Origin of the sequence: Methanosarcina sediminis, assembly GCF_052056915.1 — an archaeon.
Classification (GTDB): domain Archaea; phylum Halobacteriota; class Methanosarcinia; order Methanosarcinales; family Methanosarcinaceae; genus MTP4.
In genome coordinates, this window is the sequence record NZ_CP195119.1 from 2,825,591 (window position 1) to 2,850,160 (window position 24,570).

A 24,570-nucleotide genomic window follows, 5' to 3' on the forward strand; every position below is an offset into this window, starting at 1 on the left:
AACTTATAGCTACGCGTCAATGAAGTAGATTTCGAGTCGGTTTTCAAGCCGTCCTGAATTTGCTTCATTTTACAGCTTACGCGTCAATGAAGTTTATTGCGGGATCAGGTTTTACTCTGTCCTCAATTTGCTTCATTTTACAGCTTAGTTCCTTGCCTTGTGAACAATATATAATATGTAAGTTAAAGTATAAAATACTGTTGGTTATAAAATTCCAGCGGTTATATTACTACAGGTAATACGAGCAGTTCGTTATTTTGCTGAGTCTGCCTGTAAATCATCAGCCATATACTCTGTCGATCAGTGTGTACATCAAATGCTTTACTAATTTTTACATTCTTAAAAAAAGTCCTATGGTGTCCATATATGGCTAAAAAGTCATTATATGGGCCTCATTTGGGTGAAAAACAGGGGAAGAAGGTTCTTTAAGGAAATAAGGCCCATAAATTCGACTGAAATAAATTATTCAATGGAAAAGAGGATATCCTCAAAAATAGTAAGGTTTCCTGGAACCTCAAATCATCCCTGTATTCTTCGGTAAGAAAATCGGATCGGAAACAACACAATATTCACAACATCACCCGAAAATAAGCTTTTAAATTTTCCAGTAAGGTTGAAGATTATACTGTTCATACACTTTAACCAGATCATTACGATCTAAAGTCCACACATTTTCGTCCAGGCCTTCTGCCGTTTCGAATGCTCCCTTTTCAACTTTAAGGATATAATCTCCTCGACTTGCTTCAAGAGCTCCCCAGGGAATGGCAAAAAATTTACACCTCATACCAAGAAAACAATCACAAGCAAACACTACGTATGCGATTCTTCCCCATTCGGAGTCAATCATGACTTCTTTAATCGTTCCGAGTTCTTCATCTTTAACAGTAAGGATCTTAGATCCTTTTATTTCCGTTGCCGCCACAAAATTCCTGTGCCTTGGAACTCGCGTTTCTTCAGCTATTCCCATACACCTCAACTCCCAATATATTATTCACTTATTGTCTTTATTTATCTCTTCCAAAAGTACAGAGAAGCATTCCATGCTCTCCGCCTACCCATCATAAACCGCCCCATTAATAATAACAATTCATTGATAATATACATTCCTGACGTAATTGAGGTCGTGTCCACCAGTAAATGAAAATAGTGAGCAAAAGGACGTCTATGAACTTCCCCAGGATGCTGGTTTTCACCCCACTTTTCACCACAGTTTCACCACAGTTTCACCACAGTTTCACCACAGTTTTCTCCGAACTCACGCCGCCAGCGCCTCATTCAATTCACCAATAACCGCATTCATCTCGTCCCCGAAAAGCTGGTACATTCTGCCGCACCCGCCAGGAGCATCGAAGGGGGTGTAAGCACAGTGTCCGTGTTCAAGGTATCGATTATCTTTTCATGGGCTCTGCGGACGTTTTCGATGTACTCGTTCAGCTCGCCGGAAAAAATGGACTTTGCAGTATCAAAAAGAAACGACATATATTAATGTGGTATTAATATCATATTAATATGATATTATGGTAAAAGCTATTATTAACATCGATGACCACACAAACAAAATTCTGAACATAGTTAAAGCAAAGTACGGGTTAAAAGATAAAAGTTCAGCCATTATTAAAATGGCTGAAGAGTATGAAGACGTGATTTTGGAGCCAGAGTTAAGACCTGAGTACGTTGAAAAATTGAAAGAAATAGAAAAAACTGAAGCTATAGAAGTCGGCACAGTTGAAAACTTGAGAAAACGATATGGGCTTTGATTTTTATGTATAATTTAAAAATCAGAGCGGAGCTTGATTGCAAATTTGAAAAGTTAGCAAAAAAGAATAAAAAACAACTTGAAATTATTTTAAATAAAGCTGATGAAATAATCCGGGACCCACATAGATACAAAAATTTAAGAGCTCCGATGAACCATCTCAAAAGAGTACACATCGACAAACATTTTGTTCTGGTTTTTTCTGTTGATGAAGAAACAAAGACCGTAACACTCGAAGATTACGATCATCACGATAATATTTATTAATTTCCGATTTTTGCTCACGCCGCCAGAGCCTCATTCAACTCGCTAATAACCATATTCATCTCGTCCCCGAAAAGCTGGTACATTCTGCCCCGCCCGCCAGGAGCATCGAAGGGGGTGTAGTCGAGATCGTCTATTTCCAGGTGGAAGCTGGTAGCCACATAATCTTTTATCATGCGGAGCCAGTTCATCTGGTCGTCATTGAATTTCAGGGTTCCTGCCTGTTTTTTGAATACCCAGTCCTGGAAGTTCCTGTTTACGGTCCGGTTGTAGGCTGTGAGAACAGGGTCGATTTCGGTTATTCTGCGGATAAGGGAGACCAGGGCTGTGAGTTCGTTTTTGGGAGAGTTGCCGTTTACCTTTTCCAGCTGCTCGTAAGCCTGCCAGACCCTGAAGGGGGCGAAATGGAGCTTTTCGAGTTTCAGCTTTTCCAGGACTTCTTTTATCATTGTGAAGGTGACATCCCTGCGCTGGTAGGGCTGGCACCCTCTAATTATGGTCAAAGTGAGGATTCACAATTAATACAAATAATTTTCCATATTCACTACGCCTTTAACGTTATTATGCAAGGGCATATCTCGCAGTCTTTATAATGTGAAGCAATATCGACAGCTTGAACACCTTTTTAAACAAAAAACCCATGCAGGAAACTCAATAAAATAACAACTTTTGCAATTTATTAGCTGCTGTGAGAATGAATTTTATTGAATTGTGAAACAAGTTCATCTAATTCGGGACCTGAATTCAAAGGGACGGCTTTTTCCTCATTTGCCTCCTGAACCAATTTCAGGGAAAGAGCCAGGTCCTTTTCAGCTCTTTCTTTACAGGAGATTACCCGTTTTACCCCGGGCTTGAGCTCGAGAGAGCAAAGGTATGAAGAAACTGCTTTTTCATAATCTCCCGAATAATGGAAAATGACCCCCCGGTAATACCAGGTCTTGGGGTTATTCATGTTCAGGTGGATGGCTTTTTCAATTGCATCGACTGCAGCATCGTGGTCCCCTAATTTTGCAAGGATATACGCTTTTTTGGTAAGGGCTTTTACATTGCCCGGATTATATTCAAGGCTCTTTTCGATCCATTCCAGGGCATTATCGAGTTTACCTTCTTTCTGGAAGATATACCCCTTTGCAAAAAGAGAATCCGGGTCGTCAGGGACGTGCCTTAAAGCTTCTTCTACGCATTCCATTGCTTCAGAGAGCCGGTTCTGTTTGGTAAGGACCGAACTCATTCTGGAAAGAGCCGTCCAGTCCGTGGGGACCAGGGCCAGACTCATATCATATGCCTCTATGGATTCCTCGAATTTTTCCAGCTGGTCCAGTACAAATGCCTTTTGTTTCCAGGCATCCTGATAGTCAGGCCGGAGCCTTATGACCTCATTGAAATCTTCCAGGGCACTTTCATACATCCCCTGGCGCTGGTACGCAAGCCCCCTCGCATAACTGGCATGGTAATACAGGGGATTTTTTACAAGGACCTTTTTAAAGCATTCAACGGCTTCAGCATATGACCCCGTTTTCAGGTATGCAATACCCTGCCCGTAAAGAGAACTCGACATTCCGGACCTGGCATGATTAAAGGCATCTATAGCTTCTTCACACATACCTAATTTAAGCATCAGATCGGCTTTATGTCTCCATTCAGCCTCATTTTTAGGTTCAAAATTAATTTTGTTTTTGTCAAGATTTGTCATGTACTTTTCTTCGTATAACTTCTCCCACCTCTCTTTCAAATTTCCGGCTTCGAAGTTATCAGGATCATAATCAAGAACGGTTTTTAATTCGAGGATTGCATGAGGGTAATCCTTTTCCCGGGAAAATTGCCTGGCCAGAGCAATGATGTTATCCAGTAATTCAGGGGAAAAGACGATATAAGCCGTGTTAGGAGTAGCCACATCTTCCAGGGTACTGGCTCTGGATTTGAATAATACGGGAAACTGGTTGTCCTCGGTAGCACTGTCAATATACCCCGCGTTCCCCAAAACGTCCTCGTATTTGAAATGATATTCCCTTCTGTCCCCGTCTCTCAGGAAACCATACCTGCCCGGAGGAATCGTCCGGTAAATATGCCCGCACTTCAGGCCTGTAGAATAATGTTCCGATAATGAAATTCCATCCTCATCCTTGTTTGAACCCTCCGCACCTTCCCCGTTTGGACCCTCCGAGCTCCTCCTATTTGTAAACTCAAAGCTTCCTTTAATTGCAAACTCAGGGTTATCCGGAGACATAAAGCCCGGAACCCGGAGGCCTGCGGGAGAAACGTACATTTCAAGGGGAGGTTCAAGGTTCTCGGGATTTGCGCACCCATTCCCCACACCATCCCCTGCATTAAGCTCGGGCCTGAAATCCGAACCACGCCCTCCATCTTCGCAGTTCAAGAACAGTGCCATCCGATCAAAAGAATCATTGATCTTACAGAAGCCGGGAACGTCCGTTAATTCGTCAAAAAGATCCATATATAGCTTAACCTGCTCGCAGCCCGGGTCCCAGTTGTTGTTTTTAACTAAGCGAAGGAGGGGGATTAGTTTCTCCTGTAAAATATTTGCGTCCTTAAATACATAAACAACCGACTGGAGCAGCAGCTTCAACAAATCGGCTGATTCTTCTTCAGGAGAGCAGAATTTGATTGAAACCTCATGCAGGACATTTTTGAAAACATAGTAGTCCCGGGTCTCTTTGACAATATCACAGAATTTATACCACATCTTTATGTCCGAGAGGGGATTCTCAATGCAGAAATATATCCCAAGACTGACAAGGGCTTTCGGCTTGTTTTCTTCGTGAAGGTAGGCGAAAGCAGCGTTATAAAGAGACTCACTTTTTTTATCGAGCTTAAACGCCCTCTCAAACAATTGGCCAGCATCGGGATAGTTGCAGCACTTCAACTTAAAACAGGCAGCGTTATAGTAAAAGACCCCTGACCCCGGGTACCTGCTCCCCAGAAAAATCATTTCTTCAGATAAAAATTCCAGATTTTCCGGGTTGTTATTTACCTCAGCGTTCTGATAACGGCTGAGAATGCTATCCCACATGTTCCTATCGGAATCCTTCCCCTCCTTATGGAGAAAATCAGGTGGTGTGGGGACGTGCTTATTTGGTTCTATGTCAGAAAGAACTGCATTCCGCGGGGAAAACCCGGCCAGGAAAACTTCAATGTCATCTTCATGCAGATCCTCATGCAGAGTCTCATGCAGACCTTCATGCAGACCATCGTGCAGATCCTCATGCAGAGTCTCATGCAGAGTCTCATGCAGATCTTCATGTAAATTCTCATGCAGACAGGAATTATTTTCCTCATTTTCATTGTAAATAGGAGCTACTTTCGGAGTGAGGGGATCGGCGGGCTTATTATTATCATTAAGGCCTAATTGCCATACCCCTATCATCTTGAAAGAAATGCCCGACAATACATCATTGTTTATGACGAGTACGCCCTCGTTGTTAATATCAATGACATCCCCTTCTATAGTTTCACCATTAATTAGCGTAATGCGCAAATGCATATCTTCTCTTGCCTTCGAGGCCAGTACAGAGATGAAATTCATTCTTACCCCTCCCTTAAATTTTGACAACTAAATGTTGTCACCATGTGAACAAACCTGACAGATAACAAGATCAAAGAATATAAAGGGTATATGGAACTACATATATTAAAACAGTATCGAATTCCCGTATTCGAGAAGCCTCAGACCGGAAAGTGTTTGGCAGGCACTTTGAAAATTCACCGGAAAAACGCCGAAACCTGGCCAGTTATCCTTCCCAGAGGCTCTTTTTATAATATAGATGGAAATACCTTACTATGCCATCGGAAAGCGAAACCTCCAACCCGTTCCAGGCCCTCAAATGGAGCGACTTCCAGACCTGGGCAGGAGATAAAGCCACTGCGAAAGGAATGAAGTACCAGGATGAAGGGCGGGTAGAAGATATAAAACGCACTCCTGAGGGAGGGCTTGTCGCCCGGGTGCAGGGGACGAAAGCATATTTCACGGAAGTTTCCCTGGAAAACGGGAAACTGAGTTCCACCTGCACCTGTCCGGTTGAACATGACTGCAAACACGGGGTTGCAGCCGTGCTTGAATACCTTGAACTTGTAGAGATGGGGGAAGAAATTTCCGTTGTTGCCGAAGGGGACACGCTGCTTATAATGGCCAGACAGGAAACTGCCTTGAAAGGCTGGGAGCCCCGGAATTCGTATCAGTTTTTCCGAAAAGAGCTGCGGGAGTACCTGGACCAGATGGAAAAAGAGGAACTTATTGACCTTTTGATGAATTTATCAGATAGGGATTCCCTGCTTTCCAAACACCTTTGGGACATGCTGAACCTTGCGTCGGGGGATACGGTGGGGACGGTCGCAGACATACACTCCGAACTGGAAAAGCTCTGGGAGGAAGCCAGAAACTATGACTACAGGGATTACGATTCCCCACACCCTGATTTTTCGGATATACGGAACCGTCTGGAAAGCCTCCTTGAAACCGGGTATGAGGAGGAGGTTACGGATATAGGGATGAAAATTCTGGAAGGGTATGAAGAAATAGCCCCTTACGATGAAGAGGGGGATATCGGCATGAAAGTTGGCGAATGCCTGGAAGTGGTAATCAAGGCTCTTTTACAGTCCGAAAGCCCGGCCCACGAAAGAATGCTCAGGATCCTGGACTTTGAATTAAAAGACGAATACGGGATTTTTGACGGAAAAAACTTCTGGAATTCGGATTTCCCTGCCTCGGAGTGGAACTGCTTTTCCGAAGTCCTTAAAGAAAAGCTGGATGCGATCGACAGCGGGGAAAATCTATCATATTCCGGCTGGGGTCGGGACCAGCTTGCTGAACGGAGGGCCTTTGCCCTGGAAAAAGCTGGGAATTATGAAGAAGCGATATCCCTTTGCGAAGAGGAAGCAGAATCTGGAGAGGAATGGAGCAGCGTCCAGCTGGTTAAAGTGCTGCTTGCCGCAGGGCAAAAAGAAAAGGCAGAAGACCGGCTTTATCGGGAAATAAAAGAAACCAGAAAATCGGACCCCGGAACTGCCATTGAACTCTTTCGGATTCTCCTTGATATCAAGGAAAAAGAAGAGAACTGGCTATATTCAACAGCCCTGCGAGCCGAAGAGTTTTTCAGGTACCCTTCACTGCAATTTTATACAGATCTGCGGGATGTAGCAAAAAAAGCAGGGGTCTGGAAAGAAGTCCGGGAAGCTGTCCATGCCTACCTGGAAAGCGGAAACCTGCTCGCAGACAGGCCCGGACCCGGTGAAGAGCCCTCAAGCCTGCCTGGCATCCTTCCAAAGACAGGTCTGACGGACAGGGATTCGTTCTGGAAAATTGATGCACCTGCCCTTGAACTCCTGATCGACATAGCCGTCGAAGAAGAAAATCCTGATGAAGTGGCCAGGTGGTACAAAGTCCTGAAAATAAGGGAGAAGAGGGAACAAAACAGGCATGACAGGTATTTTACCCGACGAGCTAGAATTGCCCGTGCCGTACAGGATAAATATCCGGAAATTGCAATCGAAATATGGAAAAATATTGCAGAGGAACTTATCGCCAGAACAAAGACAGATGCATACGAATCGGCTTCCATCTATCTCCGGATGGTCAGGAATGCTATGGAAGCCAGGGGACAAAAAGCCGAATGGGAGTCTTATCTCAGAGAGATCAGGGAAAAGAATAGGCTTAAAAGAAATCTGCTTGCAATTCTTGATATGCTGGAAAAAGACAGGGTCATTGACGTATGAGTAGCTTATTGAAGAATTTCCCCCCAGAGATAAAGAAAAACACGCCGGAGCAAAATAGGGAGAGAAACTTTCAGAAGGAACAAAAGAACATTAGCTCCAGGAGAATGATCCCTCAGAATTCAGAAAGCTATAATTAAGCTTTCCACCCAAATATATAAATGGTGATAAATAAATTAGATATTATCAATCCTTAACGGAACAAAGGAGTTAAACCTCATGCCAGCAAAAGTCAACAAAGAAGAATGTACCGGCTGTAGAACATGTGTGGAAGAGTGTCCTGTAGAAGCAATTACTCTTGACGAGGAAGAGTGTGTTGCCGTCGTGGACGAAGAGGAATGTGTGGACTGCGGGGCCTGTGAAGAGACCTGCACTTCAGAAGCCATTAAGGTCGAATAAGTAAGCTGGCCGAAAATAAGGGTGGGGAAGGCATTCCGGCCCTTAATTGACATTTGTTGCAGTTGTCGCCCATTATTGCCCATTGTCACTCATTGCCGCATTTGAAAACAGCTTCCCACTCCTGCACCCTCTTTTTCGAATACCTCCGGTTTGCCCCGCTTGAGGAAGGGAGAACTTTTGTCTCATAACCCATTTTCCTGAGCAAGGACTCGTATTCTCCCGCTTTTTTGCCGTTGAAACAGACCAGCTTGAGCTCCGGAGCCAGTTCCTTCAGTTTTGAAAAATCGTTTATTTCTTCCTCCCCGATCCCCGTATCAAGGCTCCCTTCCCGCCAGCCGGCTTTGAAAACGTCCCACAAACCGATCCCGTGCATTTTCAGGATATCAAGCCGCCTTTCATAGTCCATTTCCTGCAGGTTTACTCCAAGTGCTCCCCCGAGAAGCCTCCAGAAGTCATTGCCCGGGTTTCCGTAGTACTGCTGTTTTCTGATGGACTCGTCACTCGGAAGGGAGCCAAGCACCAGAATATCGGTATTTTCATCCAGGACGGGGGAAAAGCCTCTTTTTTTCATAGCTTCTGAAAGGCTGTTTTAAGGCTATTTCAAGCTTTGGGAACAAAAACAGAAAAAAAATAGGTATTGGAATGACGTATAAAGGGTATGTGGATAGCAATGAAGTATATATGGGTGACTGTGAAGGGTGCTGAGATGACTAAAGGAAAGTGTCGGTCGACTAAAAGTGTCCGTCACTGCAATTCCTGAGACAGGTGTTTTTTCACCATTGCAATGTCTGATACAAGTGTTTTTCCATCACTGCAATTCCTGAGACAGGTGTTCACCCAAGCATCAAGCGCATGATTATGTAAAACAGGAGGTCTCCGAAAACAACTGCGGCAACAAAACCTGCCGTAATTGAAAGCATAAACGGAAGACCCGGGGTCACCCAGACCTCGTTTCCAATCAAACCTTTTTTCATGTATTCTTCAAGTTCGGGCTTCAGGTTTGCATCGAAGTTAAGCCCTGCCCTGGCAAAGCTCCTTTTCAATTCTCCGGCTTCATTCATCTCAAACTTCTCGAGCAGGCCGAGGTGCTCTTTATTCTTCAGGGAAGAAACTGCAGTCCTGTACCCTATGAACATGTAGAGGGGCTTTTTGAGCATCTCGGGGGAAAAGTGCAGGAGGTTGTAGCAGAACATCCCCAGGGGCACGATAATTGTGAGGAGCAGGGCGTTTCCGAGCACCGTGAACGTGAAGAGCCCGATGGGAGGAAGGCCGAGCAAGGGATAAAAATCGCCGCCCAGCCGGAAGACCGGGTAAGTGGGAAGAAGGATGGAAAGCACGATCAGCCCCTTTGCATCCGCGCCCCCGAAAGCCCCGAACTGAAAAAGGATGTAGACGATGACAAATACGATTACAGCGGAAATGAGAAGGGCTTTGAGATAGGGAACCCCGCCTGTAGCAAGTTCATGGAGGACAAAGACCGAGCCCGAGGCTAGCATGTATTTCCAGACCTTATTTGAGACCCTTCTGGCCTTCAGGTCGGAGTAGCATGAGTAGAGCAAAAAGGGCATGCAAAAGAGGATTTTTAGTATTTCGATCATGTAAACCCGAATGAAGCTTTTTTAGTATTTCAGACTGAAATGAAGCAATAAAGTAAAACATCATTATAATGATATTGCCACTGTAATGATGTCAAAGAACGGTTATATAGCCTGCGGTCTGGCTGAGCCGGAAGGCCTGGAAAAAGAGATAACTCGCAAGAAATCCGGCTTCGCCATAAAAGAGCAGTATAACCGGTCAGGGAAAGCCCGAAACCGACAAACAGGCGATAAGCTTATACGTAAGAAGTTCTATTTTATGGTTGCTCAACCCTTAGGGGTTTCCTTATACACCATGGGCTCGTGGTCTAGACGGTTATGACGTCGCCTTCACACGGCGGAGGTCCTGAGTTCGAATCTCAGCGGGCCCATCTGATTTTTATGTTTTTTCTGATTCTTTTGATTCTTCTGATTTTTAAGATGGCGTATTTTCTTCTATATCTTTTGTCAAATGCTGTAATGAATCAATTTCAGGATTTCATTTCGGGTATTTTAGCCCCTTTCAGCAAAAGCCAAAACATAAATAACAATTCCCCCCAACCCGCAACCTGGCTAATTGCCGCATCGAAGTCGGGAAAAAGAAAAAGTGCAAAATAATCTATCAGATAGCTTAAACCTGCAACTATCAACAAGACGCCCAAAATTCCGGGAATGTGGTCCGACTTGAAAACTAAATAACCAAGAAGCGCAAGATGAAGGCCAAAAAATAATAATCCGATAGCCCATCCATCACTAAACGCATTGAGAGATAGCATCACCTGAGCATGCAACTGATCTGTTTCAAATACTGCCAGGTAGTCAGCACCACTTAAAAGTAGCAAAACAATAACAAGATTAAGCAGAGCCATTCCAAAAATAGCTGTATACACCAGCCGGAACCATGCCATAAGCAACGAGAGACTCTTGTTTACTGGTTTGAGTAAAAAATAAAGTGCCCAGGCCACCACCACATCAAGAATAAGAATGATTAGATAGCTGCAAATACCGGTGCGGAATAGCAACTCATCAGCCATAACATTAGTTGCTGTTTCTGTGGCATCTCCCGGCACAATAAGACTCGGGCGGACAAAATATTCAGTGAAGATAGCGAATATAGTCATGATTAGAAGCCCGACCCCTGCGACTATTGCAGCTTTGCGCTGTGATATGTCGGCGCTACGGCTTTTCATTTAAGTTTCCCCCAATTTGATAGGTTTTGTTATTATTAGCGTCTATCAATGACCGATTTTACCATTCACGCCTCGATAAACTCAATAAGCCCAATAAGCTTTTTGAGGAAGATCAGACGCTCCGGAACTGGCCCGGGTTTACATTGCCTCAGGTTTTATTCTTTACCATATTCGCCAATTCCAAAAGTACCGGTACCCAGATAAGTCTTCGATTCGGCATACCTGAAGGCTTCCAGGTCTTCTTTTTCGAATCTGGCACGCTCCTCAAGAGCTTCTATGCCTGGCCATTCCTCAACCCCGATAAAATCCCACTCTTCATTGGACCAGCGGCAGTCAATCATCATAAGGAGTTTCATCCCGAGCTCGTCCATTTGCTCGCGGTCCTTACGCATGAACTCTTGCTTTTCCTCTTCAGAGAGGTTATAATACGCTTCCTTGATTTTGGCGAAATACACTCTGATGATAGGTTTTTTCTCAGCCATGTTATCAGTTTCCCCACCCTAATTTAAGCAGTATAACTGCTCATATAAAAAATAGCACATAATATACATATAAGTTTACGAACCCGTTTTCGAAATCAAAAGACACATTCACACGGCGGAGATCCTGAGTTCGAATCTCAGCGGGCCCATCTGATTTTTTAGTCTTTAATTTTCTTTTAGCTTTTTTCTTTTAATGCTTACCAGGGATTTGATGTCCGAATGCTAAGCTTCTTTTTTTGGTTTCAGTCTCTGGTTCACCTGTGATCGGCATTTAATTAATCGGGCTTGCTATTTACGGAACTTCTATATCTCAACCATGTATACTCATATCTGTCGAATCAAAACTTGTGAATGCTGGATAATATCTCAAAAAGGTCTCAAAGAAGGGTTTCAATGAATAAATATGCGAAAATACTGTTTACTCTGGGACTGCTTGTAGTGATCTCCATCGTGCTCTTTTACGGAGGGCTTGCTCTGCTCCTTTTTTCTTCGGACATGGCCTCGTATAATTCGGACGATGTCTACCTCGGGCCTGTGGATTTTGTTGAGGTGCTTGAAAATGCGGAAAATGAGGGATATGAGGTTCGGACCCGGTGGATGGATGACTCTAACGGGTTCGAGCCCGGGAATGTGGAAGAAGTTGCCGGGAGGTTTGACACTGATTTTCTTGTATCCAGGGTTGAAATCCATTCGGATAAAAGAACGTATCTTGAAGTAAACCGGTATCAGAACGTAACGAGCCTTGGTTTCATAAACCAGAGCCATGCCTCTTTTTCCAAACCCCTGGAACCTTCCGAGTTTCCCGACGAGCGCTGGATGCTTGATATGATAGGGCTTATGTTAGGGCTGGATGAAGCCGCTTCGGAAGAATATCTGGAAGAACTGCGGAATGAAGCTAAGAACCAGACCGGTTTTTCGGTCCGGATCGAAGTAAACGAAACCCTTGACTTCCCGGCAGTCTATGCCTACCTGAATGAGGGCAGCACGGATTCCGTTTTCAATCCCGGCATGTGGAACGATGAGGAATTCTTAAGAAACGGGGAAAGGCTTGGGTATGTCGCCTACCTTGTCCCCGAGGCTACCATCAGTACTAAAGAAAAGTTTAACGAATACAGCATTGACATAAGCAGTGAAGGCTTTGCCCGGCTGGACATCAAAATGCACCGCTTCAGTGCCGGAAAGGAGATACCTGAAGAAGAGTACAGGGCTGTTTTCAGGGGGATGTTCGGAAACCTTGGGCTGTCGCCTGAGAAGGTGGATGAATTCGAATTTGAGTATTCCCCGAGTGTCTGGTGAACCTTTAAGGCCGGACATGAGCTTGATTTTTCGGACGTTTCGGGCCATCTTTCCTCAAGCCTGAATCCGGGCCTGGTTCAAAGCAAGAAGTTGTAAAAAATCCATGCAAGGACTGCAATAATCACAAGCGTAAAAGAGATGTATCCAAGCAGACGAATTATGAAATCGTATACGGTTATCTCACCCGTACCTTTGCGGTCGAAGTATTTTGCGACTTTTTTATTTAATTTCAATGCTGTTGGAGCCCCCGATTCAATTTTTCCTCCTATATTGGGAGTTTTTGCACTTAAAGATGTTTATGATACCTGAAGAAGAAAGACCCTTAAGGTTGATCCCAAATTTGTAATGTCTGCCGAAAAAGTTGTATTGAATGACCCGAGGCCAGCTCAACTCAACGAAAACACTTCTGCGTCAAAACTTCCTGAAAAAATCTGGTATTTTTTATACACTATAATATATATCGCTGGTACCACATTAAAATGAAGAAGCGCGGGATTCTTTAAAAGAAGAATTGAAACATCGATTTAAAAATGAAATACAGATTATTAAGGCAGAGGAAAATTCCAGCTGAAGTAGGAATTGCCGTATATACTTTTCTTAGTAATGGTGAAGAAGTTTTGTAAAGATAGAAAAACACGGGCATTATTGACATCTTTACTAACAGGAACAAACCCGGGTTTGCCACTATCTCATACAAGATGGGATTTCTTTCGACATATCCAAATTTAATGGCAATTAATGTAGTTATGAAGTCGCCTATAACAAAAAACGTAACTACTGGCAGAGAATATGTGATAAATTTCTTCATATTTCTCAAAAAATACACACTTCTCACACTATATATCTATTTTTAAAAATATCAATATTGTTTTTTTATTTTTATAATGTTTTGGAGTTTTTGAGCTTCTTATTTGCCAGGTATTAAAATAGGTTAGTAAGGGTTCGTAAGGGTCCGTAAAGGTCGGAAAGATAGATGGGGGATAAAGATGGAGGGCCTTAGAAGGTCGTTTTCGGCTTATTTACTTCTTTTTCAGCTTATTTACTTCTTTTTCAGCTTATTTACTTCTTTTTCAGCTTATTTACTTCTTTTTCAGCTTATTTACTTCTTTTTCAGCTTATTTACTTCTTTTTCAGCTTATTTACTTCTTTTTCGGCTTAGTTCTCTTCCCCTCTCCACTAAGTTTAAAAAAGAGAAACTTTTTCGGAATAAAACATTCTATAAAATGAAGTTAATTTGAAGTTGAAGTAAAATAGTGGGTTGCATGTGTCCGATATGTAACTTCAATAAAAGAAATTAAAAACTTAAAACGATTTAGGGATAAAACAGTGTTTTTTCAAAATAGTTCTTTATAGGCTTTTAACTTGGGGATTTACGCCCAGGGCAGGATTTGAACCTGCGCTCTCCCAAAGAAGAAACGGTTTTCGAGACCGTCGCCCTACCGCTAGACTACCTGGGCAATTTGAAGCGAATTTAGTGAATATCCTTCCTCTCTTATATACTTTATTCTAAACCGGCCTCAGACACTTAAAAATCAAAAAGTGACCTCTGGCCTGCAGGCTTTTCTGCTTTTTCTTCCTTTTTTTCCTCATCCTTTTTTTCCTCATCCTTTTCTCCCCCATCCTCTTTTTCCGTTTCTCCGGGGTTAAGGTCGAAGAGGGATGCCTGCTTCGGGTCTTTGGATGTGTCCTTTTTTTCTTTTTTACCAGTCTTTCCTGATTCCTGGCTGTTTTTTTCGCTTCTTTTTTTCGACTCCGGCTTTTCTGTTTTCAGGTGTTCGGGAAGCTCGAGCCAGCCGTACTGCCCGCCTCCGCCGGGGTGGATGATTACATCGCCGTTCCTGAAGGCCAGGATTGCGTTTACTATCTTCCTGTCTACAATAGCAAGGGCCTCAGGTTCCGCATAGATAAGGGCTTCAACTTCGTTTCCGAAGCTTTCTACCAGGGCACTCCAGGCTGTCTTTACGCCTTTGGTCTGGATGCTTGCGTGCCCCAGGGCCATCTGGATTATTTCTGCAAGAGGGATCAGGTGGAGGTAAGGTGGGCGATGGTCAGGGTGCCTGGGCTCCTCGAGATCGGCCAGTTCGTTTACCCGGTCGAACACTCCCTTCTTTATCGTCCCTCTGCATTCGGGGCAGCGCCATGAATGGGCTTCCGCTTCGGGCAGCGAGTAGTGGGTGAAGCATTTGATGCAGGCGGACCGGTTGTATTTCCCCTCCTGGGGGAAAAGCCCTACGTTCAGGGTGGCTCCGTAGCCCTCTTCTCTGAGGATGGCTTTTTTCAGGCCGTTGAAGGTGATTTCCGGGACTTCAAACTGGGTAAATTCCCGGGCAAGTTTGTTGGTCCAGGGAGAATGGGCATCCGAGTTTGAGAGGAAGGTCAGCCTGTGCAGTTCGGAAATCCGGTCGGCATAGCTGCTGTCCGCGCTCAGGCCGAGTTCAAGGAAAGAAATGTAATCGGTCATGTCCCCGTAGCAGCTTTCAAGGCTGTCGTGGTAAGCGTAGAGGGCCGTCCAGGGAGTAAAGGCGTGGCAGGGGCCGATAAGGGCTCCCATTTTTTTTGCGATTTCGGCGATTTCCAGGCCTCCCAGTTTGACCGTTGGACGGCCGTCGACTGCCAGGTCTCCGAAGGGAGCCATTGCTTCCGCAAGCTCTTCAGCTTTTGAAATCGAAGGTAAAATAAGGAGGTGGTGGACTCGCCTGTTGTCCTCTATTTCGGTTGTTGGAACAAAATAAGTGTTTTCGATCCGGATTTCTTCGTTGGAAATAGCTGCTTTCTTTATCTCGTCCAGCCATTTCGGATGGATGCAGTCTCCGGTTCCGATCAGTTCCATTCCTTTTTTAGCGGCTTCCCGGGCGATGGTTGGAAGTTCCATCTTTTCGGAGCAGGCCATGGAGTATCTGGAATGGAGGTGGAGGTCTGCATTGACTTTCATTTCCGGACCTTTCCTGCAATTTTTTCAGGCTGATATGGCTTTATTAGCCTTATTTTTACTTAGCCTATGTAACGCAGGTCTTCTTCCGGGGGCTTCACTTCCGGAAATTTCTGCTGTTCTTCTTTTTCCTTGAGTTTTTCGACGATAATCTCCATCTCTTCTGCCTTTTTCTCAAGGTTTTCCATGTTTACCTCGATATTGAGGATTTTACAGAGTAACTTCAAAAGGGACTGGGCACTTTTCGGGTCCATCAGGTACCCTGAAGTCATACCCATGAAACAGGCAGCTTCAATATTCCGAAGCCGGCTAAAGGCAACCAGCAGGCCGGATGCTCCCACGATACCTCCGCTTGGTTCGGATTCTTTGAAATCCACTCCGTAGCCCTTGAGTTCTTCAATCAGCTCCGGGGTGCTAGTGACTCCGAGGATTGTTTCATCATAGGTCAGTTTGCCTGTCGGGTAGCCTCCAAGCGTGTAGATCCTGCCTACTCCGAGTTCTTCCGCAAGGTCCAGGTAGAGGGTACAGAGCTCATAATGGCCCTGAGAAGTCGTGCTCTGGTGGTCTCCTACAAGGAACAGGACATCGGTTTCGTTTGCCCTTCCGAGGTAAATTGAGTTGCTTACGGGGCGGACGGTCGAGTCATTGTTTACCAGCACCTGGGGTGGAAAATGTGGGGAGTAGACTTCCATGACCTTTTCGGCTTTCAGTTCGTCTATCAGGTGTTCGGCTACTAGTTTGCCTACAAGCCCTACCCCCGGAAGCCCGACTACCATTAGAGGATTTTCAAGCTCAAATTCTTCTTTCAGGCGGATAAGTATACTTTTCTGCATAACAATCCCTTATCCTCTCTTTGCCAGTCTACGGAACCTACCATATGGGTCCCGTGGAGAAAAGCGGGCCGGAAATGCGGGTACACTTCCTTCCCCGCAGACCGGACATTTTTCTTTTAATGTGTATTTGCCGCATTTTTTGCATTTGCGGATTTTTTGTCCCAAAAGGCATCACGCCTTTGTGGATTCGATGTGCCGCTTGAAGGTCCCTGTTCCTCCGAGCCCGGAGATGGTATCGATGGCAGCCTGAGCGGACTTCCTGAGGATCGATTCCGCCTTCTTATAATCGGGGGCAATCACTTTGATCCTGTATCTCGGAGCTCCGGTATAGGTTACTTCGAGCCTGATGTCCTTTCCATCCACTTCACTGATGGAATCCGCAGCACGGAGAGCTTCTTTTATATGCTCTATGCCGTCCATCTCGTTGTTGGTCAGGTCAACATATCCTGCGATGTCAACGAAGGGCAGTTTGATGTTTTCCCCTGCGATTTTTACAAGGCTTTTCAGGTCCTTTTTGTTGATCTTAAGGTCCTTGAAAGCTTTTTCGCCTTCAATTGCGGCTTCCTCGAAGGCGGTGTACGCACTTCCAAACTCGCTAACAAGCTTTTCGTGCAGTTCCCGCAGGGTACGTTCATCGGTTTTTGTCTCTTCAGCCACGAACTGGAGCCACTTGGCGGCTTTCTGCTCGTTCTTCCATTCCTGGATTTTGGCCCGCCGCTGGTGCTCGTTCACGTCTTTCAATGAAAGGTCAATATGTCCACGGGTTGTGTCCACGTTCAGGACTTTGCAGACAATCTTCTGCCCTTCCCTTACGTAGTCCCTGACGTACTTGACCCAGCCTGCTTTGATTTCGGAGATGTGGATGAAACCTTCCTTACCTTCGAATTCTTCAAGCTCGACGTAAGCCCCGAAATCAGTTACATGCTTTACCGTACTGACGACGAACTCTCCGATTTCGGGCCAGTTATCGTTTCCCATTTGCACCACTTCTCCTGAGTTCTGCTTCTTTTCTTACACATATCCTGTGAAATGCTTTTTCAGATTTCGCTTTCGCGATTATTCAAGCACTTCCAGGATGTGGGTTGTAATTGTAGATTTTCCACCGGTCGGTTCGGCAAGGGTCCTTCCGCAGACCAGGCAAGTAATCTTGCGGCTTGCGCTGCCGAAGATGATCTGTTCGTTTTCGCAGTCGTTGCACTTTACGCGCAGGAACCTGCTCTTCGGTCTCTGAGTGTAGTCTGTCATTTTTATTACTCCTTGAACTCGAACTTCTTTGCCCTGAAGCAGGGCCTCTGGTGGGCTTTCTTGCATGTAGTGCAGCGGTATCTGAGCCAGATGCGCTTTGTGGGCTTGTCGCCACCGGGCACCTTGGAGAACTTTCCGCTGTTTCCGATACCTGTCTGTCTTTTCTTCTGTCTCGCAATGCGAGTCATGGATGAAGCCTTGCCCTTCTTGACCCTTTCCACGACGTGCTCGGTGTGGGTCTTACAGAACGGGCAGTAAGTCCTGAATTTCTTTGGAATCTTCATTCTCTACACCTTTTTTGATTATCGGTATATTTTTTATATGCCAGCCCCGGTCTTTCACGGTCAGGCGAATTAGTTGCGGCTGTGTCCTGCAGCCGGAAGTTCGGTTTTAACTCACGTATTTGATTTAAATTTGATCTCAATTACGTGTTATATTTAAATTACGTATGTGGCTTTCGGATCCTGGGAAGATCTTTTGGGAAGCTTTAATTGATAAATCTGAATATGGTGATGGTACCTCTTTTTCCCGGAATCTTTCGGATTGGCGGTCCGGATATCCGGCGAGGACCGGTCATGCTAACAAGGTTAAGCTACACAAATATAGCTACACATATATAACTGATACTATCGGCTGATACTCCCAACTCACTCTCAACTAAAAAACGGCGACTAAAAGTTTACCCTCTTTCAGGCCTTATCCGGAACTTTTCGAGTGTTTCGGAGGAGTTTGGAGAGTCGGAGGAGTTTGGAAAGTTTCTGTGTTTTTTGGCCTTTGAAAGCCCTGTACTTGATTCCCTGCCCCTTAATGAATGTTTCTGCCTGAAATAGGCTTGTTGCCAGCTGAATTCAACCCTTTTGTCCGGATGCCTGTCCTGCGGTCTGCTCTGAAATCATTTTTGCCGCTTTTCGCTTTATCAATCCGGTCGCGTTCAGTTGCGGCAGCATGACGACATCTTCGGCGCTGACAGTGTAATTCCTGCCGTCTGCACCTGTGAATGTAGGCAGGTCCTTCAATATCTGGACGACAACGTATCCTTCATTTATACTGTTTTTTGCCCTGGATGCACCGGTTGCTTTTGTTTTCTTCCTCGCTTGCCCCAGGCTTCCGGTTCCGGCTTCCCCTTCCTGCTTCACATCCCCGGGTTGTGGGCCTGGTATTTTCCCTATTCCCCCCCTCGGTTGTGGCCAGGAAGCAGGCTGTTCTGCCGCGTCGGAATTCTGTAGTGGTCCAAGAAGTTCAGATTTTGCAGTCTCGATTCCTGAAAGAACAAGTTCATATAGTCTTTTTTCAGCGGGCAACATCCTCTCAGTATCTTTTGATATTTTCTTCTTGGGAAGTGCTTGTGATTGATATTTTGCTGTGTCGATTACTTTGTCGACCCTTTTCATAAAAATTGCTTCTAGGAATGAAAGTACTCTAGTAAGTTCATTTTCAAGTAGCCTTGCTTCTAGAGAACGTAAGTTTCCAATTTCATTTATTTCCTGTTCGATTTCTGAAATGTACTTTTCAGCATCTGTAAAGAGGTCTTGTGGGATAGCTTCTAATAATGTTGAATTTTTTTCTTTGTAATAAATTTCTCTAATTTTTTCTATTTTTTCATCTTCCGCCATACTCCGCTACACCTCTACACATTAGATATACGGCTGCATACTCCGGAACTTCCTGTATGCCTTCTTCTACTCTTAAATCCTTGCCCTTCAACTGCACGGTAAAAGGTTTGGATACATTTACCTTTACCGGCTTCTCTCCGAACACAACGGCATCTTCCAGGGGCTTAAAATCTTCAAGCTCGGAAAAAGCAAGCTTCTTAACCTGCATCCCCGACCCGCCATGCAAAGACCCAGGCACCCGGATCAGGCGCTTGATATCCGCGGTAACAGGTTCGTCAACGCTTGCCCCGAAACGCTGCAGGAAATTCTCCGCTGTTTCCTGCATAAAGTATGAGGCTATTTCCTTAAAATTCCTTACATCGAAGTCCAGCCTTCCATGTTCTACGATATCGTTTAACCCGTTTTCGCTATTTACAATCCTCAGCAGCTTCTTAATCGCCGTGGGACCCACTTTTTCGTGTCTGCGAAGCTCCGGGAACATGTCTTTCTTATACTTCCTCCCACTCTCCGACTTCAGGTAATCCGCAAGGTAACGTGCAATCCGCTTTCCCCACCCTGAATCGTGCCCCACCAGCATGCACTTTGTGGGGACGTTTTTTACCCCCTTGAAAGCCTTTGACCCTGTCCCATACTCCCCATCCATGGCAACGTCCTTGAAAAAGTACTTGAAATCGACATCTCTGCCGCTCACGTAGTTCACGATTTCCCGCCGTTCGGAACTCCCAAGAGTCATCACTTTCGGGCTTGTGATGTGGAAGTGGTATCCCCTACCTCCGGAAAACACAAGCTCAACCTCATCTTCCGTAAATCCGAAATCATCAAGAATAAAGTCCATTAGCTTGAACGTCTCTTTCTTCACGTTCTCCAGCATCTCCGCATAATTCCGCGGCGCATTTGGCAGGTGGTCTGCATCAAGGTCAAAAATCAGCTCTGCCCCGAGCCAGTTCTTATCGTTCATCTTCTTAGCGTTCGGGTACTCATAGTACGCCGTAGAATTATATACGTGGGCAGGAGCCATCCCGTACAGGTAGTCCAGAGCCTCACCCGGCAAGCCGAAAGACTTGTGCCTGCGCATTATCTTCTCCTCCATATCGTCAAAGAGGATGAAAGCCCATTCCCGGTTGGGGAGGTGGTCCGGGAGTGAAATCTCGGCGGTTTTATAGTACTGCTGGAAGCGGGATTTTAAAAAGTGGATTGTTCGTTTGTCCATGGTTTTCCGGGTTTGGTAAGTTTTTGGGGTTTGTTTGGTTTCTATGGGATTCTTTATGATAGTATAAACTCATATTTTATTTTTGTTTATCTGAGAGTTTCCGAAAATTGTTGGGGTGTTTTTGGCCTATAATTATGTTTTTGAAAAGAGAGAGTATTATGGGAGTATTATATTACTGTTTTCTAAGAGCCCGTGTAGATGGGAATTGTCGAAGGCTTTTGGTTTCATGAGTGCCGGAAATGGTGTATTTTGTCTGTCCTGTTCCGCACCTGCGGTGCGGCTTTTTCCTGTTTCCAGGCTTTAATCTAAATGGAATTCCCTATTTAAATCCCGGTTTCCACAAAAATCATGATTTTCGCTTGCTGAGTTCGCCATCATGCCAGAAGCCGCAGTGTTTACGGATGCTGCGCCCGTGCGCCGATGGTGACCAGACCGCAAGTCCCGTGCAGGTGTTTACCGGACAAAGATAATCTGGAACCGCTGCCTCTGGTAGGGCCAGATGCTGATAAGTGCTGAGGTTTCGAAGGCGGTAGCGGTTTTTTACAAATGGAATCCATTATGGTTTTTAATATGTCCTCTTGAGCGAACGGAGTGAGCGAAAAGGCCGCGTGCTCCCGATGCGCAATTCGGGCGGTGAAGAATTTCTCAGGCTGTCAATAAATTTCTCACTATCGCCATCGTAACCCCATGCCCCGCAGGCCAACTAAAACAATCTAATAAACTCTTCAGGTGTTAGGCCAGACTGCCTGATTATTGACTTCAAAGTCCCAACCGGGATTTCATCATGATCCGGGATAATGACTATACGTGTTTCTTTCGAGGTTTTCTTTTTCATTTTTATGTGGCTGCCCTTTTGTGAAACTACTTGAAATCCCTGGTTGCTGAGGCCTTTTACTACTTCACGTGCTGACAGGACGGGAAGTTTTGGCATGGGAAACCTCAATTGTTGTGGTAAGGATAGAGCCTCCGGCAGGGATCTGGACATCCTCATCTTCGAGGTAGAGTTCTACAGCCTCTTTAAGGTTTTCAATGGCTTCTTCAACGGTTTCCCCCTGACTTGCTACATCAAGTTCCGGGCACCAGGAAACGTACCATTTTCCTTCTTTATGAATGATGACTGAAAACTTGTAGGTCTCTTCCATATGTGAAAAGAGGTTGTGTGTGTTATTAAAGATTTTCTCAAATAGCATTCGTTTTCGGGCAGTAACCATATAGGTGCTCTTGGTTTGCATTTGGTGGAAAAAGGGTTCAAGTCACTGTTTTTGTAGGGCTAAATTTGTATTTCTCAAATAAAACCAGTGGTTTTAAACAAAATTGAGTCCATTTATGGGATGATTTTTTTCTTTCTTGCTTCTCTATTACATTTTATGTTGGGGAAAAGCCGCACCGGAGGTGCGGGACAATACAGACGGAAGACAATATTCAAGGTTGCCCCGGTTTCGATCCTCTTTCATCCTTTTCCCATTCATCCACTTCAAAGCCTCCTGAGCAATATCCAACCTTAAGTCCGCTTGAGTGAGTGCAGCGAGCGAAAAGGACCGCGCACTGCCGAGTCGCAACTCGGCTGGCGCAGCTATGCTCGGGCAGCTATGCTCGGGCAGCTATGCTCGGGCAGCTATGCTCGGGCAGTTCGGCCTGCACAGGAAACCTTATACAGGTGTCGTATATTATACTCCCCTCATGAAACAGGACATGTCAAGTGCCGACGTGGCTGCGTTAGTCTCCGAGCTTGCAGCCGGTCCTAAGTCCATCATCGATGCGAAGATCGGGAAGATCTACCAGCCTAGCGGTGAGGAGATCAGGATCAACCTTTATGTTTTCAATAAGGGGAAGGATAACCTTGTGATCGAGGTCGGGAAACGGATCCACCTGAGCAAGCACCTTCGACCAAGTCCCCAGCTTCCCCAGGGATTCCCGATGCTGCTCAGAAAGCACCTCATGGGGGGGAGGATTACTTCTGTTAAGCAGCATGACTTTGACAGGATCGTGAAGATTGGGTTTATCAGGGCGGAGGTCGAGACTACTCTGATCGTGGAGCTGTTTGCCCGGGGGAACATTGTGCTGGTGGACTCCGAAAACAGGATCATCCTGCCCATGAACCCCGTGACCTTGAAGGCAAGGAGACTCAGGAGCGGGGAGACCTATGAGCTTCCCGAGGCGCAGATGAGCCCGGTGGATGCTGAGGTTTCCGACCTTATGGGGGCGTTTTCAAAGTCCACGGCAGATATCGTGCGGACCATCGCTACCCGCTTCAACCTCGGCGGAGTGCTGGCAGAAGAGGTCTGCTTCCGGGCAGGCGTCGATAAGGCGAAACCTGCGAAGGAGGCCTCAGAAGAGGATGCGGCTCTGGTTAGAGATGCCATGCATGCCGTTTTTGCTCCGCTGCTCGTGAGCAGAGCTGAGGAGGATACTGAAACTGGAGTTGAAGCTGTAGCCGAAACTGAAGTAGAAGCCGAAGTCGAAGCTGGGGCTGGACCTGTAGCAGGAGCTGACGTCGGAGCCGAAGCCCCTGGACTGAAACCTCACCACGTAAAAAAGGAAATCAACGGCAAAGTTGAAGCTTTCGATGTCGTACCTTTTGATCTGATCCGCTATTCCGATTACGAAAAGGAATACTTTGATTCCTTTAACACGGCACTTGATGAGTTCTTCGGGAAAAAAGCTTTGGAGCAGGTTGAGGAAGAAAAGCAGGCCGTAAAGAAGGAAAAGACCCTCAATGTCTATGAACGCAGGCTGTTACAGCAGGAAGGGGCAATTGCAAAGTTTGAAAAGGACATCGTGAAAAATACCGCTCTCGCCGAAATCATCTATGCAAATTATCAGATAATCGAAGAGCTCTTTTCTGTTCTGAACGGGGCAAGGGCGAAAGGTTATTCCTGGGACGAGATCCGCTCCATCCTGAAGCAGGCTAAAAAGACCTTGCCTTCCGCCCAGAAGATTGTGAACATCGACGCGAAGACCGGTACTGTACAGGCGGACCTTGACGGAATGAAGGTGAACCTGGATATAAGGAAGACCGTGCCCCAGAATGCCCAGGAGTATTATGAGAAGGTCAAGAAGCTCAGCAAGAAAAAGGACGGGGCTATCCGGGCTATCGAGGATACGAAAAAGGCGATGGAGAAAAAGCCGGCAAAGGCTGCAAAAGCTGGCCGGAGAGTTCTGGCCCGCCGGAAAAAGCACTGGTACGACCGGTTCAGGTGGTTTGTGTCCTCGGACGGTTTCCTGGTGGTCGGCGGCAGGGATGCCGATACGAACGAAGATATCTTCAAGAAGTATATGGAAAAGCGGGACATCGTCTTCCACACCCAGACGCCCGGCGCTCCTCTAACTGTCATCAAGACCGGGGGCAAGGAAGTTCCGGAAACTACCTTACAGGAGACAGCTCAGTTTGCGGTTTCCTATTCCAGCCTCTGGAAAGCCGGGCATTTCAGTGGGGATTGCTACTGGATCAAGTCTGAGCAGGTTACCAAGACCCCGGAGTCCGGGGAGTACCTGAAAAAAGGGGCTTTTGTCATCCGTGGAGAGAGGAACTACTTCAAGGATGTGCCTCTGGGAATTGCAGTCGGGCTTGAGTTGAAGGGCGAAACCCGGGTTATAGGTGGACCTGTCTCGGCTGTCCGGAAGCACGGGGACTATATTCTGGAAGCTGTTCCTGGAAAGTTCAACCAGAACGATATCTCGAAAAAGATCTACAGGATCTATGCGGATGAGCTAAATGACCCCCGGTTTGTCAAGCAGATCGCGTCCCCTGACCTGGTCGCTATGATGGTGCCTGCCGGAGAATCGGACCTGAAGAGCCAGAAGCCCGAGAAGAAGGCTGAAAAAGCCGGGCCTGTAAATGAAACTGGCTCTGACGTTGAAGCTGAGACTGAAACTGACGTTGAAGTTGAGACTGAAGCTGAAGGAAATACTGAAGTAGAATCTGAAGTAGAAACTGAAGCTGAATTTGGAGTTGAAGCTGAAGTAGAAACTGAATGTGGGGGCGAATCTGAGAATGAAGGCGAGACTGAGGTTGAAACTGAAGCAGGAAATAATTCCAGAGAGGCTTAAGT

26 protein-coding genes and 2 tRNA genes are annotated in these 24,570 nt (G+C 45.7%); 7 read left to right on the forward strand and 21 right to left on the reverse strand.

Translation table 11 applies throughout. From position 1 onward, the window contains the following. Positions 1–595: 595 nt before the first annotated feature. Together ACSAZK_RS12260 and ACSAZK_RS12265 are read right to left on the reverse strand one after the other, a co-directional pair. Positions 596–967, reverse strand: coding sequence for a PRC-barrel domain-containing protein (locus ACSAZK_RS12260; RefSeq protein WP_440954400.1), 372 nt, complete (start codon positions 965–967; stop codon positions 596–598). 329 nt (positions 968–1,296) lie between these two features. Next, positions 1,297–1,479 (reverse strand): hypothetical protein, encoded by a 183-nt coding sequence (locus ACSAZK_RS12265; protein WP_440954401.1) that lies wholly within the window; start codon positions 1,477–1,479, stop codon positions 1,297–1,299. Between the two features lie 38 nt (positions 1,480–1,517). Here ACSAZK_RS12265 and ACSAZK_RS12270 point away from each other — a divergent pair, with 38 nt between their 5' ends. After that, entirely contained in the window at positions 1,518–1,757 is a 240-nt protein-coding gene (locus tag ACSAZK_RS12270) for a DUF2683 family protein (protein WP_440954402.1), read from the forward strand. Positions 1,758–1,762: 5 nt separating this feature from the next. Continuing rightward, positions 1,763–2,023, forward strand: coding sequence for a type II toxin-antitoxin system RelE family toxin (locus ACSAZK_RS12275; RefSeq protein WP_440954403.1), 261 nt, complete (start codon positions 1,763–1,765; stop codon positions 2,021–2,023). 14 nt (positions 2,024–2,037) lie between these two features. On the opposite strand, the gene ACSAZK_RS12280 is transcribed toward ACSAZK_RS12275, so the two are convergent. Together ACSAZK_RS12280 and ACSAZK_RS12285 are read right to left on the reverse strand one after the other, a co-directional pair. Then, positions 2,038–2,523: a type I restriction-modification enzyme R subunit C-terminal domain-containing protein gene (locus tag ACSAZK_RS12280; RefSeq protein WP_440954404.1), complete on the reverse strand. Its 486-nt coding sequence runs from the start codon at positions 2,521–2,523 to the stop codon at positions 2,038–2,040. A gap of 176 nt (positions 2,524–2,699) precedes the next feature. After that, on the reverse strand, positions 2,700–5,564 hold the full coding sequence (locus tag ACSAZK_RS12285) for a tetratricopeptide repeat protein (RefSeq protein ID WP_440954405.1): 2,865 nt from the start codon (positions 5,562–5,564) through the stop codon (positions 2,700–2,702). Between the two features lie 254 nt (positions 5,565–5,818). On the opposite strand from ACSAZK_RS12285, the gene ACSAZK_RS12290 reads away from it, so the two are divergent. Both ACSAZK_RS12290 and ACSAZK_RS12295 read left to right on the forward strand, forming a co-directional pair. Beyond that, complete coding sequence (locus ACSAZK_RS12290) at positions 5,819–7,750, forward strand: SWIM zinc finger family protein (RefSeq protein WP_440954406.1); 1,932 nt, start codon at positions 5,819–5,821, stop codon at positions 7,748–7,750. 216 nt (positions 7,751–7,966) lie between these two features. Continuing rightward, positions 7,967–8,146, forward strand: coding sequence for a 4Fe-4S binding protein (locus tag ACSAZK_RS12295; protein ID WP_440954407.1), 180 nt, complete (start codon positions 7,967–7,969; stop codon positions 8,144–8,146). Positions 8,147–8,231: 85 nt separating this feature from the next. On the opposite strand, the gene ACSAZK_RS12300 is transcribed toward ACSAZK_RS12295, so the two are convergent. Further along, the gene (locus tag ACSAZK_RS12300; RefSeq protein ID WP_440954408.1) at positions 8,232–8,717 is read right to left on the reverse strand and encodes a DNA-deoxyinosine glycosylase; all 486 of its coding nucleotides are present in this window, start codon (positions 8,715–8,717) and stop codon (positions 8,232–8,234) included. A gap of 262 nt (positions 8,718–8,979) precedes the next feature. Further along, entirely contained in the window at positions 8,980–9,744 is a 765-nt protein-coding gene (locus ACSAZK_RS12305; RefSeq protein ID WP_440954409.1) for an A24 family peptidase C-terminal domain-containing protein, read from the reverse strand. Positions 9,745–10,038: 294 nt separating this feature from the next. On the opposite strand from ACSAZK_RS12305, the gene ACSAZK_RS12310 reads away from it, so the two are divergent. Next, positions 10,039–10,112 (forward strand) — tRNA-Val (locus ACSAZK_RS12310). 99 nt (positions 10,113–10,211) lie between these two features. Here ACSAZK_RS12310 and ACSAZK_RS12315 read toward each other — a convergent pair. Together ACSAZK_RS12315 and ACSAZK_RS12320 are read right to left on the reverse strand one after the other, a co-directional pair. Continuing rightward, entirely contained in the window at positions 10,212–10,910 is a 699-nt protein-coding gene (locus ACSAZK_RS12315; RefSeq protein ID WP_440954410.1) for a DUF4386 domain-containing protein, read from the reverse strand. 155 nt (positions 10,911–11,065) lie between these two features. Next, positions 11,066–11,392 carry a hypothetical protein gene (locus ACSAZK_RS12320; RefSeq protein WP_440954411.1) on the reverse strand — a complete coding sequence of 109 codons (327 nt, stop codon included), beginning with the start codon at positions 11,390–11,392 and terminating at the stop codon, positions 11,066–11,068. 393 nt (positions 11,393–11,785) lie between these two features. Here ACSAZK_RS12320 and ACSAZK_RS12325 point away from each other — a divergent pair, with 393 nt between their 5' ends. Continuing rightward, positions 11,786–12,688 carry a hypothetical protein gene (locus ACSAZK_RS12325; protein WP_440954412.1) on the forward strand — a complete coding sequence of 301 codons (903 nt, stop codon included), beginning with the start codon at positions 11,786–11,788 and terminating at the stop codon, positions 12,686–12,688. 77 nt (positions 12,689–12,765) lie between these two features. On the opposite strand, the gene ACSAZK_RS12330 is transcribed toward ACSAZK_RS12325, so the two are convergent. The 13 genes from ACSAZK_RS12330 to ACSAZK_RS12390 form a co-directional block, all read right to left on the reverse strand. Further along, a complete protein-coding gene (locus tag ACSAZK_RS12330) occupies positions 12,766–12,921 on the reverse strand; it encodes a hypothetical protein (protein WP_440954413.1) in 156 nt (51 codons plus the stop codon). A 266-nt stretch (positions 12,922–13,187) separates the two neighbouring features. Then, positions 13,188–13,496 (reverse strand): DUF5658 family protein, encoded by a 309-nt coding sequence (locus tag ACSAZK_RS12335; protein WP_440954414.1) that lies wholly within the window; start codon positions 13,494–13,496, stop codon positions 13,188–13,190. A 565-nt stretch (positions 13,497–14,061) separates the two neighbouring features. Continuing rightward, positions 14,062–14,145, reverse strand: a tRNA-Ser gene (locus ACSAZK_RS12340). Positions 14,146–14,213: 68 nt separating this feature from the next. Then, positions 14,214–15,620: a TIGR00375 family protein gene (locus tag ACSAZK_RS12345; protein ID WP_440954415.1), complete on the reverse strand. Its 1,407-nt coding sequence runs from the start codon at positions 15,618–15,620 to the stop codon at positions 14,214–14,216. A gap of 59 nt (positions 15,621–15,679) precedes the next feature. Next, positions 15,680–16,450: a proteasome assembly chaperone family protein gene (locus tag ACSAZK_RS12350; RefSeq protein ID WP_440954416.1), complete on the reverse strand. Its 771-nt coding sequence runs from the start codon at positions 16,448–16,450 to the stop codon at positions 15,680–15,682. 9 nt (positions 16,451–16,459) lie between these two features. Next, positions 16,460–16,615, reverse strand: a complete 156-nt coding sequence (locus ACSAZK_RS12355) for an RNA-protein complex protein Nop10 (protein WP_440954417.1) — start codon at positions 16,613–16,615, stop codon at positions 16,460–16,462. Between the two features lie 6 nt (positions 16,616–16,621). Continuing rightward, positions 16,622–17,428 carry a translation initiation factor IF-2 subunit alpha gene (locus ACSAZK_RS12360; RefSeq protein WP_440954418.1) on the reverse strand — a complete coding sequence of 269 codons (807 nt, stop codon included), beginning with the start codon at positions 17,426–17,428 and terminating at the stop codon, positions 16,622–16,624. A gap of 78 nt (positions 17,429–17,506) precedes the next feature. Next, positions 17,507–17,695 (reverse strand): 30S ribosomal protein S27e, encoded by a 189-nt coding sequence (locus tag ACSAZK_RS12365; RefSeq protein WP_048181176.1) that lies wholly within the window; start codon positions 17,693–17,695, stop codon positions 17,507–17,509. 5 nt (positions 17,696–17,700) lie between these two features. Then, entirely contained in the window at positions 17,701–17,979 is a 279-nt protein-coding gene (locus ACSAZK_RS12370; RefSeq protein ID WP_440954419.1) for a 50S ribosomal protein L44e, read from the reverse strand. Positions 17,980–18,543: 564 nt separating this feature from the next. Continuing rightward, positions 18,544–19,308, reverse strand: a complete 765-nt coding sequence (locus ACSAZK_RS12375) for a hypothetical protein (protein WP_440954420.1) — start codon at positions 19,306–19,308, stop codon at positions 18,544–18,546. Then, the gene (gene priS, locus ACSAZK_RS12380; protein ID WP_440954421.1) at positions 19,295–20,518 is read right to left on the reverse strand and encodes a DNA primase catalytic subunit PriS; all 1,224 of its coding nucleotides are present in this window, start codon (positions 20,516–20,518) and stop codon (positions 19,295–19,297) included. Before priS ends, ACSAZK_RS12375 begins: the two co-directional genes overlap by 14 nt. A gap of 703 nt (positions 20,519–21,221) precedes the next feature. Next, entirely contained in the window at positions 21,222–21,509 is a 288-nt protein-coding gene (locus ACSAZK_RS12385; protein WP_440954422.1) for a type II toxin-antitoxin system HicA family toxin, read from the reverse strand. Next, on the reverse strand, positions 21,418–21,660 hold the full coding sequence (locus ACSAZK_RS12390; protein ID WP_440954423.1) for a type II toxin-antitoxin system HicB family antitoxin: 243 nt from the start codon (positions 21,658–21,660) through the stop codon (positions 21,418–21,420). The genes ACSAZK_RS12385 and ACSAZK_RS12390 overlap by 92 nt, the downstream gene beginning before the upstream one ends. Before the next feature lie 538 nt (positions 21,661–22,198). Here ACSAZK_RS12390 and rqcH point away from each other — a divergent pair. Beyond that, a complete protein-coding gene (gene rqcH / locus ACSAZK_RS12395; RefSeq protein ID WP_440957015.1) occupies positions 22,199–24,568 on the forward strand; it encodes a ribosome rescue protein RqcH in 2,370 nt (789 codons plus the stop codon). The last annotated feature ends 2 nt before the right edge of the window (positions 24,569–24,570 follow it).